At 61.7% G+C, this 15,718-nt stretch carries 14 protein-coding genes and 1 pseudogene; 5 read left to right on the forward strand and 10 right to left on the reverse strand.

Going from position 1 to position 15,718, the window contains the following annotated elements; genetic code table 11:
• Positions 1–17 precede the first annotated feature (17 nt).
• Positions 18–1,238 carry an acyltransferase family protein gene (locus J2J99_RS20505; RefSeq protein WP_168296617.1) on the forward strand — a complete coding sequence of 407 codons (1,221 nt, stop codon included), beginning with the start codon at positions 18–20 and terminating at the stop codon, positions 1,236–1,238.
• Between the two features lie 168 nt (positions 1,239–1,406).
• Positions 1,407–2,144: a sugar transferase gene (locus tag J2J99_RS20510; protein ID WP_168296616.1), complete on the forward strand. Its 738-nt coding sequence runs from the start codon at positions 1,407–1,409 to the stop codon at positions 2,142–2,144.
• A 243-nt stretch (positions 2,145–2,387) separates the two neighbouring features.
• Here the strand turns inward: J2J99_RS20510 and J2J99_RS20515 are convergent, their stop codons facing one another.
• From J2J99_RS20515 to J2J99_RS20550, 8 genes and pseudogenes are all read right to left on the reverse strand, one after another.
• On the reverse strand, positions 2,388–2,795 hold the full coding sequence (locus J2J99_RS20515) for a F0F1 ATP synthase subunit epsilon (protein WP_168296615.1): 408 nt from the start codon (positions 2,793–2,795) through the stop codon (positions 2,388–2,390).
• A pseudogene (locus J2J99_RS20520) lies at positions 2,795–3,033 on the reverse strand (hypothetical protein). The gene J2J99_RS20515 and the pseudogene J2J99_RS20520 overlap by 1 nt, the downstream one beginning before the upstream one ends.
• On the reverse strand, positions 3,033–4,460 hold the full coding sequence (gene atpD, locus J2J99_RS20525) for a F0F1 ATP synthase subunit beta (RefSeq protein WP_168296614.1): 1,428 nt from the start codon (positions 4,458–4,460) through the stop codon (positions 3,033–3,035). The pseudogene J2J99_RS20520 and the gene atpD overlap by 1 nt, the downstream one beginning before the upstream one ends.
• Positions 4,461–4,482: 22 nt before the next feature.
• A complete protein-coding gene (locus tag J2J99_RS20530) occupies positions 4,483–5,367 on the reverse strand; it encodes a F0F1 ATP synthase subunit gamma (protein ID WP_168296613.1) in 885 nt (294 codons plus the stop codon).
• Positions 5,368–5,393: 26 nt separating this feature from the next.
• Positions 5,394–6,923, reverse strand: coding sequence for a F0F1 ATP synthase subunit alpha (atpA, locus tag J2J99_RS20535; RefSeq protein ID WP_168296612.1), 1,530 nt, complete (start codon positions 6,921–6,923; stop codon positions 5,394–5,396).
• Positions 6,923–7,489 (reverse strand): F0F1 ATP synthase subunit delta, encoded by a 567-nt coding sequence (locus tag J2J99_RS20540; RefSeq protein WP_207600973.1) that lies wholly within the window; start codon positions 7,487–7,489, stop codon positions 6,923–6,925. Before J2J99_RS20540 ends, atpA begins: the two co-directional genes overlap by 1 nt.
• A 254-nt stretch (positions 7,490–7,743) precedes the next feature.
• Complete coding sequence (locus J2J99_RS20545) at positions 7,744–8,133, reverse strand: AGROH133_08824 family phage infection protein (RefSeq protein WP_168296611.1); 390 nt, start codon at positions 8,131–8,133, stop codon at positions 7,744–7,746.
• Between the two features lie 79 nt (positions 8,134–8,212).
• The gene (locus J2J99_RS20550) at positions 8,213–10,429 is read right to left on the reverse strand and encodes a primosomal protein N' (RefSeq protein WP_168296610.1); all 2,217 of its coding nucleotides are present in this window, start codon (positions 10,427–10,429) and stop codon (positions 8,213–8,215) included.
• A gap of 187 nt (positions 10,430–10,616) precedes the next feature.
• Between J2J99_RS20550 and J2J99_RS20555 the strand changes: the two genes are divergently transcribed.
• The gene (locus tag J2J99_RS20555; protein WP_168296609.1) at positions 10,617–11,549 is read left to right on the forward strand and encodes a dihydrodipicolinate synthase family protein; all 933 of its coding nucleotides are present in this window, start codon (positions 10,617–10,619) and stop codon (positions 11,547–11,549) included.
• Positions 11,546–13,171, forward strand: a complete 1,626-nt coding sequence (locus J2J99_RS20560) for a GMC family oxidoreductase (protein ID WP_168296608.1) — start codon at positions 11,546–11,548, stop codon at positions 13,169–13,171. The genes J2J99_RS20555 and J2J99_RS20560 overlap by 4 nt, the downstream gene beginning before the upstream one ends.
• Positions 13,172–13,192: 21 nt before the next feature.
• On the opposite strand, the gene J2J99_RS20565 is transcribed toward J2J99_RS20560, so the two are convergent.
• A complete protein-coding gene (locus J2J99_RS20565) occupies positions 13,193–13,672 on the reverse strand; it encodes a GNAT family N-acetyltransferase (protein WP_168296607.1) in 480 nt (159 codons plus the stop codon).
• A 16-nt stretch (positions 13,673–13,688) separates the two neighbouring features.
• Positions 13,689–14,639 carry a GNAT family N-acetyltransferase gene (locus tag J2J99_RS20570; protein WP_168296606.1) on the reverse strand — a complete coding sequence of 317 codons (951 nt, stop codon included), beginning with the start codon at positions 14,637–14,639 and terminating at the stop codon, positions 13,689–13,691.
• Positions 14,640–14,778: 139 nt separating this feature from the next.
• On the opposite strand from J2J99_RS20570, the gene J2J99_RS20575 reads away from it, so the two are divergent.
• Positions 14,779–15,714, forward strand: coding sequence for a tyrosine recombinase XerC (locus tag J2J99_RS20575; protein ID WP_168296605.1), 936 nt, complete (start codon positions 14,779–14,781; stop codon positions 15,712–15,714).
• The last annotated feature ends 4 nt before the right edge of the window (positions 15,715–15,718 follow it).

Raw genomic sequence — 15,718 nt, forward strand, 5'->3', positions numbered from 1 at the left:
GCAGGGTGGGGAACGACATGCGACCGCAGGAGAGACTGGCCGGAGCGGACTTTTTGCGCGCGATGGCCTGCCTGCTGGTGCTTGCTCACCATCTCACGCTCCGGCTGGATATGCGCCGAATTCCCGATGAATTGGCGTCGACGGCGCACATCCTCCGCTTCGGCAACTTCGGCGTTGCCATTTTCTTCGTGCTCAGCGGATTTCTTCTGGCCCGTCCCTTCTGGCGCGCGCTCGATGGCGGCAGCGGCATGCCGAGCCTTGGGAACTATGCCATCCGCAGGGCGGCGCGCATTGCCCCCGGCTTCTGGTTCGCCGCCACCGTCAGCTTCATTGTCAGCCTGACGCTGCTTGCGCTGCCGCTGACGCCGGAGCTTGCCCTTCGATACGTTTCCGGATTGCTGTTCATGAGCCAATGGCATTGGCGCACGTTTTTCCCTGTCGAGGCTGACGGGCCGCTCTGGTCCATCCCCTTCGAGGTCACCAGCTATGTGCTCCTGCCGGCCTGCTTTTCCCTGCTGTTTCGCCTGCCCGGGCTGCGGCAGCGCCTGTTCCTGGCCCGTTGCGCCTGGGTCTGCGTCGTTGCCGGCGCCCTCATTGCCCATCTGGCCATCTTAAGGCTTTTTGCGCTCGACGACATCGGGCGCGGCTGGGCCTATGGCCTGCAGGGCGGGGCGAAGGAATGGATGCCCAACTACAATCCGATCGGCTTCTTCGCCGTCTTCGCGCTCGGCGCGCTTGCCGCCGGCATAGAAATCATGCTGCCGGCAAAGCGTTCCCTCGGATTCGATGTCGCGGCACTTCTCGCCTTTTCCATTGCCGGCTACCGCCTCGCCATATCGCCCGGCGGTTCGGCCGAGGCTTACGGCTGGCTCGGCATCCCCTACGGATTTCCCGTCTTTCCGCTGGCGATCGCAACGGCGCTCGTATCGCTCTGCCATTCGCAGCGTCTGGGCAGGTTGCTCGACAACGCGCCGGTCCGCTACGTCGCCAAGATCTCGTTCGGCATCTACATCTGGCAGGAGATCATCTTGACATTGATTCAGAGACTCGACCCCGGTTCGTTCGGCGCCTCCTCGGACAATGTGGTCATCGGCTGGCTGCAATCCTGCGGTCTAGCGGCGACGCTCGTCATTCTGGTGGCAAGTCTGAGCTATCATCTGCTGGAAGGAGCGGCGATCGACTTCGGCAACCGTCTGACATCGCACTCACCCGATCAGGCTACTCCTTTTAAAGTATAATTTTGTTTCCGCATCAACTACAGGCATTAAGGTGAACAGGCAATACTCCCATTTTCGGTGTCTTTAGGGTTATCGATTTCTTATTTATACCGATGACAAACCTTACGTGAGCATGTATTTGTCTCCACACAGTTTCAGAATTGCATCTAAACTTGTGGGCCTTGCGTAATGAATGCTTTTATTTCGAAGACGCGTTCACGCTTCGATCCGTCCCAGCGTCAGACCAAAACCAGGACCCTGCTCGTGGCGAATTCCAACATTCGCCAGCCGGAGAGCTTTGCGAAGGCCGAAGGAAGGCCGGCACTGCGATTGGCCGTCAAACGGCTGATCGACATCGTCATCTCGGCCAACGCCCTGATCGTACTGGCGCCGCTTTTTCTGGCGATCGCGCTTTTCATCAAGCTCGACGATGGCGGCCCGGTGTTCTTCCGCCAGCTCCGCTGGGGGCTGAACGGCCGGAAGATCAAGATCTTCAAATTCCGTTCAATGCGGGCGGACGCTTGCGATCCCAGCGGCGTGCAGCAGACCGTCAAGGGCGACGTCAGGATGACCGCCATCGGCGCCATGCTCCGCAGGACCAACATCGACGAACTGCCGCAGCTTCTGAACGTCCTCAAAGGCGAGATGTCCTTGGTCGGCCCACGCTGCCATGCCATCAACATGCGCGCCGCCGGCAGGCTCTACGAGGAGGCGGTGCCGAACTACCACCATCGACACATCATGCGCCCCGGCATTACCGGCCTGGCGCAGACACGCGGCTGGCGCGGTCCGACGACAAGGCCGCTGGAAGCCCGGGCCCGCATCGCCTGTGATATCTATTATGTCAGGAATTTCAGCCTGTTGCTCGACCTGAAGATCCTGTTCAAGACACTGATCATCGAGCTGCGCGGCGGCACTGGCTTCTGAGGCGCCGCGACAACACGACGGCAGCGTCCGCTTTCCCAGCCGGTTGAAATCTTCTGATCGCTCACAGCCTTGCAAGACAAGCGACACTCTGTTGCAGCAAGGCTCTATCGTTGACGTTTGGCAAACCGGCAAGGCGGCCCTTCGCTTTCAAGCCGCTCGACAACGCTGGGTTCGCAATCGGGAAACCGGCAGAAACAAGAAAGCGGCCTCGAAGGCCGCCTTTCATTGATGCTGTCGCCGCCATCAGTCCTGCTCGACGACACCACGCAGATGAGTCAGTTCCAGGATGAAGTGCTCAAGCTTCGATTTGTGCTCGTGATGCACGGCATCCTCGAGTTCCTTCTTGGCAGCTTCGATGCGGCGGGTCAGTTCATCCTTGTTGAGCTCTTCAACCGGAACGGCAGACTCGGCAAGCAATGTGCAGCCTGTCGGAAGGATATCGGCAAAACCACCGAACACCACATAGTCCTGCTTTCTGCCGGAGCCGGAGCGGACGCTCACGATACCCGGCTTGATCGTTGTCATGGTCGGCGCATGATGCGCCATAACCGTCATCTCGCCTTCGGTTGCGGGAATGACGACTTCGGTCACCATCTCCGACAGCAGCAGACGCTCCGGCGAAACGAGCTCAAAGTTGAAATTGTCAGCCATCAGTGACTTACCTTCTCGGCTATGGCTTTGCAGCTTGCAATTTGGTCCCGCAGAACGGGCAGTGCAGTATCGCCTGATCGAGATATCCGAGGCCTTCCTCGGTCCGAACCAGCCCGACAACCATCATCGTCACGCCGTTATCGGCGCGGTAGACGGTCGGCGCGGCCGGCTCTGGCAGCTCCGCCACGACTCCCTTGAGAGAGTCGCAGCAGAATATCTCGTCCTGAGCGTCGCTCATCAAGCGGCGGCGAGCTTCTTGGCCTTCTCGACGGCTTCATCGATCGAGCCGACCATGTAGAAGGCGGCTTCCGGCAGATTGTCGTATTCGCCGTTAACGAGGCCCTTGAAGCCCTTGATCGTGTCTTCGAGAGCAACCAGCTTGCCCGGCGAGCCGGTGAAGACTTCGGCAACGAAGAACGGCTGCGACAGGAAGCGCTCGATCTTGCGGGCGCGCGCGACGGCAACCTTGTCTTCTTCGGACAGTTCATCCATGCCCAGAATGGCGATGATGTCCTGCAGGGCCTTGTATCGCTGCAGCGTCGACTGGACCTTACGGGCGACTTCGTAATGCTCTTCGCCGACGACCAACGGATCGAGCATGCGCGAGGTGGAGTCGAGCGGGTCGACGGCCGGGTAGATGCCCTTTTCAGCAATCGAACGCGACAGAACCGTCGTTGCGTCAAGGTGGGCGAACGAGGTCGCCGGCGCCGGGTCGGTCAAGTCGTCGGCCGGAACGTAGATGGCCTGGACCGAGGTGATCGAGCCCGTGGTCGTCGTGGTGATGCGTTCCTGCATCTGACCCATGTCGGTTGCGAGCGTCGGCTGATAACCTACGGCCGAAGGAATACGGCCGAGCAGAGCCGACACTTCGGAACCCGCCTGCGTGAAACGGAAGATGTTGTCGACGAAGAACAGAACGTCCTGGCCCTGGTCGCGGAAATGTTCTGCGACGGTCAGACCGGTCAGCGCGACGCGAGCACGCGCGCCCGGCGGTTCGTTCATCTGGCCGTAAACGAGCGCAGCCTTCGAGCCCTCGCCTCCGCCATGCTTGTTGACGCCTGATTCGATCATTTCGTGGTAGAGGTCGTTGCCTTCGCGGGTACGCTCACCCACGCCTGCGAAGACCGAGTAACCACCGTGCGCCTTGGCGACGTTGTTGATCAGTTCCATGATGAGAACCGTCTTGCCGACGCCGGCGCCGCCGAACAGGCCGATCTTGCCGCCCTTTGCGTAAGGGGCGAGAAGGTCGACGACCTTGATGCCGGTAACGAGGATCTGCGCTTCCGTCGACTGCTCGACGTAAGCCGGCGCGTCCTGGTGGATGGCGCGCTTGTGGGCAGTGTTGAGAGGGCCCGCTTCGTCGACCGGTTCGCCGATGACGTTCATGATGCGGCCAAGCGTCTCATCGCCGACCGGAACCGAGATCGGGGCGCCGGTATCGACGACCTGCTGGCCGCGGACGAGACCCTCGCTCGAGTCCATGGCGATGGTGCGGACTTCGTTTTCGCCCAGATGCTGAGCGACTTCGAGAACAAGGCGGTTGCCGTTGTTATCGGTTTCGAGCGCGTTCAGGATCGCCGGCAGTTCGCCTTCGAAAGCGACGTCCACGACGGCGCCGATAACCTGGGTGACTTTGCCGACAGAGCGGGTAGCTGCCTCAGCCATTTTCTTACCCTCTTTTCCTAACTCAGAGCGCTTCCGCGCCCGAAATGATTTCAATCAGTTCCTTGGTGATCTGCGCCTGACGCTGGCGGTTGTAGCTCAGTGTCAGCTTATTGATCATCTCACCAGCATTGCGCGTCGCATTGTCCATGGCGCTCATCTTGGCGCCCATTTCGCCCGCGACATTCTCGAGAAGAGCGCGGAAGATCTGGACCGAGATGTTGCGCGGGATCAGATCGTCGAGGATCGACGCCGGATCCGGCTCGTATTCGTAGACGGCGCCAGCATGCTCCTCATCCTCGACGACGGCTTCCGGGGCCTTGGCGGGGATGAGCTGCTGCGCGGTCGGAACCTGGCTGATCACCGACTTGAACTCGGAATAGAACAGCGTGCAGACGTCGAATTCGCCGGCCTCGAACATCTCGATGATGCGCTTGCCGATCTGGTCGGCATTCTCGAAACCGATCTTCTTGACCTCGCGCAATTCCTTGCGCTCGACAATCAGTGACGCGAATTCGCGGCGCAGAATGTCATAACCCTTCTTGCCGATGGTGAAGATCTTCACCGTCTTGCCTTCGGCGACCAATTTGCGGACATGGTCGCGAGCGAAGCGGGCAATCTGCGAGTTGAAACCGCCGCACAGGCCGCGTTCGGCCGTGCAGACCACGAGCAGGTGCACCTGGTCCTCGCCGGTGCCGGTCATCAAGACCGGCGCCCCGTCCGCATCGGTAACGGCCTTGGCGATATTCGCCAGGACCGCGTTCATACGCTGCGAGTAAGGCCGGGCGGCCTCGGCCGCCTCCTGCGCACGCCGAAGCTTCGCCGCGGCGACCATCTTCATCGCCTTGGTGATCTTCTGCGTCGCCTTGACGGAGGCGATCCGGTTTTTCAGATCCTTAAGTGAAGGCATCCGTTATCCGTCCTAACCTGGCCCGATTACTGGAAAGACTTGGCGAAGTTGTCGAGAGCAGCGGTGAGCTTGCCCCTGGTGTCGTCGCTGATAGCCTTTTCCGTGCGGATTGCGTCGAGGATGGCGGAGCCTTCCGAACGCAGATAGGACAACAGGCCCTGTTCGAACTTGCCGACCGATGCGACCGGCAGCTTGTCGAGGTAACCGTTGACGCCTGCGAAGATCACAGCGACCTGCTCTTCCGTCTTCAGCGGCGAGAACTGCGGCTGCTTCAGGAGTTCGGTCAGGCGAGCGCCACGGTTCAGCAGGCGCTGCGTCGCAGCGTCAAGATCCGAACCGAACTGGGCGAAGGCGGCCATTTCGCGGTACTGGGCGAGCTCGCCCTTGATCGAGCCTGCGACCTGCTTCATCGCCTTGATCTGAGCCGAAGAACCGACGCGGGAAACCGACAGACCGACGTTCACGGCAGGACGGATACCCTGGTAGAACAGGTCGGTTTCAAGGAAGATCTGGCCGTCGGTAATCGAGATCACGTTGGTCGGAATGAAGGCCGAAACGTCGTTGCCCTGCGTTTCGATAACAGGAAGAGCGGTCAGCGAACCGGCACCCATGTCGTCGTTCATCTTCGCAGCGCGCTCGAGCAGGCGAGAGTGCAGATAGAAAACATCGCCCGGATAGGCTTCGCGGCCCGGCGGGCGACGCAGCAACAGCGACATCTGGCGGTAGGACACGGCCTGCTTCGACAGGTCGTCGTATCCAATCAGCGCATGCATGCCGTTGTCGCGGAAATATTCGCCCATGGCGCAGCCGGCAAACGGGGCCAGGTACTGCATCGGCGCCGGATCGGAAGCGGTGGCGGCGACGATGATCGAGTATTTCAGCGCGCCGCGCTCTTCGAGCACCTTGACGAACTGGGCGACGGTCGAACGCTTCTGGCCGATAGCGACGTAAACGCAGTAAAGCTTTTCGCCCTCCGGACCATTGTCGTGAATGGCCTTCTGGTTGAGGAAGGCATCGAGAAGGATGGCGGTCTTGCCGGTCTGGCGGTCGCCGATGACGAGTTCGCGCTGGCCGCGGCCGACCGGGATCAGCGCATCGATGGCCTTGAGGCCGGTCGACATCGGCTCATGGACCGACTTGCGCGGGATGATGCCGGGAGCCTTGATGTCGACGCGCGAACGGCGCGTCGCATTGATCGGGCCTTTGCCGTCGATCGGGTTGCCGAGCGCGTCGACGACACGGCCGAGCAGTTCGGGACCAACGGGAACGTCGACGATGGCACCAGTCCGCTTGACGGTGTCGCCTTCCTTGATGTCGCGGTCGTTGCCGAAAATAACGACGCCGACGTTATCGGATTCAAGGTTCAGGGCCATGCCGCGGATGCCGCCGGGGAACTCGACCATTTCACCGGCCTGGACATTGTCCAGCCCGTAAACGCGAGCGATACCGTCACCGACGGAGAGAACCTGGCCGACTTCCGAGACTTCCGCCTCTTTGCCGAAATTTTTGATCTGGTCTTTGAGAATTGCGGAAATTTCCGCGGCGCGGATATCCATCAGCCAACCTCTTTCAATGCGAGCTTAAGGGTAGAGAGTTTGGTACGAAGAGACGTATCAATCTGACGGGACCCGACCTTCACGATCAGACCACCAAGAATTGACGGATCAACCGTGACGGCCATCGTCACGTCTTTGCCGGTGACGCTCTTGAGTGCCGCCTTCAATTCGGTTTCCTGCGCCTGGGAGAGCGCATGCGCCGAGGTGACCTCGGCGGAGATTTCACCGCGATGATTCGCGGCGATGAGGCGGAAGGCCCTGATCATCCCCGGCAGGGCAAACAGGCGGCGGTTGCGCGCCACGACCTTCAGAAAATTGGCGAAGAAGCCGCTGATGCCGGCTCGCTCGCTGATGGCGACAATCGCCTTCAGCTGATCTTCAGCGGAGAAAACCGGACTTGCGACGAAGCGCTTCAGTTCGGCGCTCTCATCCAGCATCGCCTGGAAACGGTCAAGATCGGCGGTTACGCTGTCGACGGCGCCGTGCTCGAGCGCCAGCTCGAAAAGCGACGAAGCATAGCGCTCGGCAACACCAGAAGTAAGCTGGGACGTGTCTGCCACTGGCACAAATTTCCCTGATTTCAATCCAAAATCCGGCTCTCGGCGGGCGCCGAACCTATGATCTTGAATTCGTTTTGATTTCCCCCAGAAATCACAAGAGAAGCCTCTTGCTTCTTCCGAAATTCGGGGTCCGTCTAACATAGGATGTTCGGACTCGCAACACGCGTAATGCCCGAATACGCCTTTCGCATGAATTTCTGTTCGCAAAATTGCGCAATGGCCTGAAAGCGGGCCGCGCAAGCCGCCGCCGGCGGCGAAAATCATGTTTGGAAGAAGCCGAAAACATACAGCAGCGGCAGTGCCGCGATAACTGTTTGCACAACCAGAAGTAAATAGTTGAGATAAGTACTCCCCTTATCTGACAGAATGGAGACGATGCGGGCGAACGCGGCCATGGCGAACGCTGCGCCGAATGCCGTATAAATCAGCGGCTGCGCCAGCACGACGGAACCGAGACCAAAACCGAGATAGAAGCCACCTGTCGATCGGACCTCGCTGAAACCTTCACGCCGCTCGCCGCTCGGCGCCAGGCCGAAGATCCTCATCGCAAGACCGGGCGCAAACATGATGACGAAGCCGGCGATGGCCGTGAAGGCGGCTGCGCCGAAGGCAAGCTGCTCACCAAATTCCGTCGGAAACTCAAATTCCATGCCTCGACCCCAAATCATCCGCTGATTCTGCGTTTATGCCATGATCGGCCGCATCCGGAAACGCAGCGTGCGGAACGATCTACAGAAAGCTTTGCGGATCGATATCGAGCTGCACCTGCACCGATCCGCGCTCCTTCGGCGATTGCGACAGCATCGCCCGCAGGAAGCCCTGCATGTCGGAGTTGCGTCGTCCGTGCACCAGAAGCCGGAAGCGGTGGCGGCCGCGCACCAGCGCCAGCGGCGCCTCCGCCGGGCCGAGCACCGAGATGCCGGACACCTGGGGTGCGGCGTTGCGCATGCCGCGCGCATGGTTTTCGGCGTCGTGGCGGGTTTCTGCCGATACGATGATCGAAGCCAGCCGGCCGAAGGGCGGTAGTGCAGCGCGTTCGCGCTCGGTGATCTCGCGCTCGTAAAAGGCATCGGAATCGCCTGATACAATCGCCTGCATCACGGGATGCTGCGGCTGGTAGGTCTGCAGCAGCCCATGGCTCTTGAGCCCTGTGCGCCCGGCCCGGCCGGTCACCTGCGACAGAAGCTGGAAGGTGCGCTCGGCCGCACGCGGATCGCCATTGGCGAGGCCGAGATCGGCGTCGATGATGCCGACCAGCGTCATCAGCGGAAAATTATGGCCCTTGGCGACGAGCTGGGTGCCGATGACGATATCGGCCTCGCCCCTGGCAATGGCATCGAGCTCCAGCCGCAGCCGCTTCACGCCGCCCATGATATCCGAGGACAGAACGATCGTCCGCGCCTCCGGGAAATGCCGCTCCACCTCTTCGGCAATGCGTTCGACGCCAGGCCCGCAGGCGACGAGATGGTCGAGCGTGCCACATTCCGGGCATGCTTCCGGCGTGCGCTCGGCGTGCCCGCATTGATGGCACTGCAACTGCTTGCGGAAACGATGCTCGACCAGCCAGCTCGAACATTGCGGGCATTGGAAGCGGTGACCGCAGACCCGGCAGAGCGTCAGCGGCGCATAACCACGCCGGTTGAGAAAGAGCAGCGCCTGTTCGCGCCGCTCCACCGTCTTGCCGATCGCCCGGATCAGCACTGGCGACAGGAAGCCGCCGCGCTCCGGCGCGTGCCTGCGCATATCGATGAGATGCAGGTCCGGAAGCGCCGCATCGCCGAAACGAGTCGGCAGATGGACGGTGCTGTAGCGGCCGTTCTGGCCGTTGACCTGGCTTTCCACCGACGGCGTCGCCGAGACCAGGATGACGGGAAAATCGCCGATGCGGCCGCGCACAACGGCCATGTCGCGGGCATTGTAGAAGACGCGATCTTCCTGCTTGTAAGCAGGATCGTGCTCCTCGTCGACGATGATGAGCCCGAGATCCTCGAAAGGCAGGAAAAGCGCCGAACGGGCGCCGGCCACGACGCGCACTTCGCCGGTCACTGCCTGGCGCCAGACTTTTTCGCGCATGCGCGGGGCGAGGTCGGAATGCCATTCGGCGGGTTTTGCCCCGAAGCGATCCTGGAAACGTTCCATGAAACTGGCGGTCAGCGCGATCTCCGGCAGCAGGATCAGGACCTGCCTGCCCCGTTTTAGCGTCTCGGCGATCGCTTCGAAATAGACTTCGGTCTTGCCGGAGCCGGTGACACCGTCGATCAGCGATACGCAAAATTCGCCCTTGCGAACGTCGGAGACGATCTCCGCAGCCGCCTCTTTCTGCGGCCCTTCGAGACGTGCGGCAGCAAAATCGGGATCGGGCATCGCCACGACCGGCGGCGGCGGCAGGAATATCGTCTCGAAGATGCCGAGCGTGACCAGCCCATCGACGACGCTGGTCGAAACGCCCGCCGCATGCGCCAGGCCGCTGCGCGTCCAGGACAAGCCGTCGGACGCGGTCTCGAGCACGCGCGCACGCGCCGGTGTCAGCCGCTCCGGTTCGCCGCCGACGAACTTCAGCCCCTCGACCATCGGCTCGGGCTCGAAGGCGTTCGGCGCCCTCAGCGCCATGCGTGCGACGAGCCCGGGCGGCGAGAGCGTATAGCTCGCCACCCAGTCGATGAAATCCCGCATCTCCCTGGAAAGCGGCGGGCAGTCGAAGACATGGCTGATCGGACGGAGCTTCTTCGGATCGATGCCATCCTCGCCGCCGTCCCAGACGACGCCGATCACCTGTCGCGGCCCAAGCGGCACCTGCACGACCGAGCCGGGCTCGACCGCCATGTCATCGGGCACCGAATAGGAATAGGGTTTCGGCGCCGGCATCGGTACCAGCACCGGAACCGTTCGGTTCAGGGGCGGTGCTTCGAACAGTGCGCCAAAAAGATCGGACGAATCTGTGCTCATCGGGCGAGACCATGCCCGCAAATCGACGGAATTGGAACCGCAAAGACGAGGGCGCTGCATCGGTCGGGAATGCGGATGACGACGCTTTGCCGAGTTTGGCGGCGCCCTCACGAAATGGTTGCCCAGTAAGCGATTGGCCGCATAGATTGCCTGAAGATGCGTTCGACCGCTGAATCGGAGAGCAGGAATGGCCAGACTGACCGCGGATGCGAAGGGCGTCTATTTGATCGCCGTAACGCCCTTTGCCGATGACGGCGCGCTTGATCTCGAAAGCATCGACAGCATGGTCGATTTCTACGAAGGCGCCGGCGCCACCGGCCTGACGGTGCTTGGCCAACTCGGCGAGGCCCCGAAGCTGACCGCCGAAGAATCGCGCGCCGTCGTCGAACGCGTGTTGCAGCGCCTTGACGGGCGTCTGCCGGTGGTGGTCGGCGTGTCGGCGCCCGGACTTGCTCCGATGCGCGAGCTTGCCGAAGCCGTCATGGGAGAGGGCGCTGCCGGCGTCATGGTTGCGCCGCCGTGGACCGTCAAGACCGACGACCAGGTTTTCGCCTTCTACCAGTCGGTCGGTGAAGCCCTGGGCGACACGCCCTTCGTGCTGCAGGACTATCCCCTTACCACAAATGTGACAATCGCGCCCGCCGTCATCGAGCGCATCGTCAAGGAGGTGCCGAGCTGCGTCATGCTCAAGCATGAGGATTGGCCGGGCCTGTCGAAAATCACCGCCCTTCGCGCCGCTAGCGACAGGGGCGACATGCGGCGCATCTCCATCCTCTGCGGCAATGGCGGGCTTTTCCTGCCCGAGGAAATGGGCCGCGGCGCCGATGGCGCCATGACTGGCTTTTGTTATCCGGAAATGATGGTCGGCGTCGTCGAAGCCTATGCCGCCGGAAATCCCGATCGCGCCCACGAGATATTCGATGCCTATCTGCCGCTCGCCCGCTATGAACAGCAGCAGGGCATCGGTCTCGCCTGCCGCAAATATGTCCTTGCCAAGCGCGGCGTCATCAATTCCGCGACCCTGCGCAAGCCGGGCGCGAGGCTTTCGGCGCTCGACATCGCCGACATCGAGCGGCTTTTGGCCCGTCAGGCCATTCGTCTCAAGGAGATCGACGCATGACTTGGGACAGGAGTTTCGACTTCATCATAGCTGGCGGCGGATCGGCGGCCTGCGTTGCCGCCATGCGGCTGGTGCGCGACTTCGGCTTTTCGGTGCTCGTCATCGAGCGCGGACCACGCGACACGGCACGGCTGATGTCCTTTCCCGCCGGCTATATGAAATATCTCGCCCGCGACGATTTTCTCGAAATGCACCATACCGTCCCGCAACCCCAGCTCGGCGGGCGCGGACCGATCGTGCCCGTTGCAAAGGCTCTCGGCGGCGGCAGCGCCGTCAACGCCATGGTCTACATGCGCGGCCAGAAGGAGGATTATGACGGCTGGGCCGCCCATCTCGGCAATGTAGACGAATGGTCCTACGAAGACATGCTGCCGCATTTCAAAGACCTCGAGGCCAATAGCCGCTTCAACAACCGCTACCACGGCATATCAGGCAATCTGCGTGTTTCAGAACCGCGCCACATCTCCGATACGACGGAGGATTTCATCCTGGCGGCGCAGGGGCTTGGCCATCCCTACAATCCCGACTTCAACGGCGCGCGGCAGAACGGCGTCGGCATCATGCAGCATACTTTCGCGCCGTGGGGCCGGCGCATTGAGCGATCCGATGCCAAAAAGGCGTTTCTCGATCCTCTTGCAGGCGACACCAGGCTGGAGATCGTCACGCAGGCGCGGGTCGATCGCATTCTGATCGAAAACGGGCGGGCCATCGGCGTCATCTATACCAGCAACGGCGAAAGCCGCAGAGCCCTTGCCGGACGCGAGGTACTCGTCGCGTCCGGTACCTACAACAGCGCCAAGCTGATGATGCTGTCCGGCATCGGTCCGGCCGACCATCTTCGCGAACACGGCATCGCCGTTGCCGCCGATCTTCCCGGTGTCGGCGCCAATCTCCAGGACCACCACGAGGTTCCGGTCATCGCCTCGACGAAATCGAAATCCGGCTATTTCGGCCAGGATCGCGGCTGGCCGATGATCCGCAACGGCCTGCAATATCTGTTGTTCAATTCCGGCCCCGTCACCACGACGGGCATCGAATCCTGCCTCTTCTATGATCCCGATGGCGGCGACCGTCCGACCATCCAGCTGTATTGCGCGCCGATCGTCTATCTCGACCGCGACGTTTCGTCGGCAAAGCCGACCTACGGGGTGACCTTCACCTCCTGCCTGTTGCGGCCGAAGGCGCGCGGCAGCGTCAGGCTGCGCTCTGCCAACCCTGGTGAACAGCCGCTGGTCGATTGCAATTTCTTCGGCCATCCCGACGACCTCCGCTTGACGCTCGCCTCGCTGAAGACCGCACGCCGGCTCCTTGAGACGGAGCCTTTCAAGAGCAAGATCGCCGAGGAGATCCTGCCGGGACGATCGCTTCAGGACGAGGCGTCGCTGGTAAAATTCGCCGGCCAGACCGTCAAGACGAACTACCATCCTTCCGGCAGCCTGAGGATGGGCCCGGCGATCGATCCCATGTCGGTGGTCAACGACCGGCTGCGGGTGCGCGGCGTCGACGGGCTGAGGGTGATCGATTGCTCGATCATTCCCTTTATCCCGTCAGGCAACACCAATGCACCGGCGATGGCGATCGGATCGAAGGCGGCAAGCATGATTGCCGAGGACTACCAATGATGTGGCGGCGACTTCGCCTCGCTATCTGACCTTGTCATCTGAGCCCAGGCCATTTCGACCGAGTCCATGCAGCTCAAGAACGTGGCTGTAGCCATCCTGCCCGACGGGCTGAAATCCGAGCGATTCCCAGAATTTCGCTGCGCCGTCGTTTCCCGCACGGACGGTCACGAAACTGCTGAATCGCCGTGCATGCTCCAATAAAGCCAGCGCCATCATGTGGCCGACACCGCGACCGCGCATCTCCGGACGCACGTAGAAGCGCCGCATCCGCATGGCTGCCGGGACGGAAGGTTCGACGATCATGCCCCCGATACCCACGAGTGCCTCATCCATAAAGGCACCAAGCAGCCTTTCGCCCTCACGCGCAAACCTGATGTCGCCAGCCGACCAGTCATCGACAAGACGGGTAATATGGAAATGGCCTTCCTGCCAAGCTTCGCGCGCAAACCCCGTGATCTGACCGGGCAATTCATCGCGGAGAATGCGGATATCGATCGTCATGGCGATGCCAATGCATCTAGAAGGCAGGTACCGGAACCTCGCGCGACATCGCCGTGGCCGGCATGCCGACCGGCAGGAAGGTGAGATCGCCGTCGCTGGCCAGATCATACACCGTATGTTTCTCCAGCGCCTTCGTCACCTCGTTAAGATCGCCGTCGAGATGCTCGGCCGGGATGAGATTGCCGATCACGAAATCGAAACGGTCGCCCCGTTTGTTCAACAGTTCATGAAAGACGGTCATGTCGCGCAGTTCCGTCGACCACTTCGCCAGCCAGTAGAACAGGCCGGAATTGCGCGCCGTCATGTGGACGGGAAGGATCGGCAGATTGTATTTGCGCGCCAGCCCGACGGCCGAGGTCTTCCATGGGCGTTCGTTCAGCCGGCCGTTCGCCCAATAGGCAATACGGCCTGATGGAAAGAGCACCGTCGCCTTGCCTTCCCTCACCGCATGGTTCGTCAACTGCAGCGTCTCACGCGCCTTGAGCTTGCTCTTGTGCTCCTCCCGCCACTCGACCGGGATGACCATCTCGGCAAAACGCGGATTGACGCGGATCGCATCGCGATTGGCAAAGAACATCATGTCAGGCCGGCGCGTTTTCAGCAGGTCGAATACGGCGACACCGTCGGCAATGCCGGTCGGATGGTTGCTGACGAGGAGGAAGCCGCCTGTCTCGGGAATGCGCTCGCCATTGGCGATGCCGATGTCGAGCTTCAGCACGTCGCTCAGATATTCGAACGACTGGTAACCCGACATCTTGGCAACCGCATTGGCGAATTCGATCGCCTTGTTGTAGCGCAGCAGCGTGTAGAGGAACGGCCGCATGACCGGCCAGAGCGGATTTTTGACGATCCTCTGGCCGCGTTCGGCAATCAGCGTGTCGACGATATGACCAGGCTTTCCCTGTGAAACGAGAGCGATCGCTTCCGCGAGTTGTCCGAAAGCCGTCATGGAATCGCGCCGTGCCATGAAAGATCCTGTCTATGGGCTGTAAGCTATCGCAGTACAATATGATCTAGGGATGACAAAGGTTTGGCCGGCATTAGCAATTCCATAACCGTTCCTGCTTCAAATTGGCAGACTTGAAGGCAAATTCAAGGCCAGCGACGTGAATGAACTGCTTGTTATCGCCGACCCTCGCCTGATGGCGGAACGCGCCGCGTGGCTCGAAAACCTCGCTCGTGAACGCCGTCTTTCCGAGCATACGCTCGATGCCTATGAGCGCGACACCCGCCAGTTTCTGACCTTCCTGACCGGCCATCTCGCCGGTCCGGTGACGCTCGGTGACATCAGGGAATTGCGCCCCGCCGACTTCCGCGCCTTCCTCGCGGCAAGGCGCAAGCAAGGCTCCGGCGCCCGTTCGCTCGGCCGCAACCTCGCCGGTCTTCGCTCGCTGCTGCGCCATCTCGAAAAGAAGGGCCTGGTCAATGCCGCCGGTGCTGCCGCGATCCGCTCGCCGAAACAGCCGAAGTCGCTTCCCAAGCCGCTGTCGGACACGCAAGCGATCACCGTCGTCAGCAACGAAGCCCAGCTGCATGACGAGCCCTGGATCGCCGCGCGCGATGCGGCGGTAATGACGCTGCTCTATGGCTGCGGCCTGCGCATTTCCGAGGCGCTGGATCTCGTTCCTGCCGACTTGCCGCAGGGAGCGGCGACGCTGCGCATCACCGGCAAGGGCAACAAGACGCGGCTGGTGCCGCTGCTGCCCGTGGTGCTCGACGCGGTCGAGAAATATCGCGCGCTCTGCCCCTATCATCTCGAAAGCGACGCGCCCCTGTTTCGCGGCGCCCGCGGCGGCAAGCTGCAGGCGGCGATCATCCAGCGCGCCATGCAGAAGCTGCGCAGCGCCTTCGGCCTGCCGGAGACGGCAACGCCCCATGCGCTTCGCCACTCCTTCGCCACCCACCTGCTTGCCGGCGGCGGCGATCTGCGCACCATCCAGGAACTGCTGGGCCATGCCAGCCTTTCGACGACGCAGGTCTATACCGGCGTCGATGCATCGCGCCTGCTCGAGGTGTATGATCGAGCCCATCCGCGCGCCTGAGGCA

It is taken from the genome of Rhizobium binae (assembly GCF_017357225.1).
Lineage (GTDB): Bacteria > Pseudomonadota > Alphaproteobacteria > Rhizobiales > Rhizobiaceae > Rhizobium > Rhizobium binae.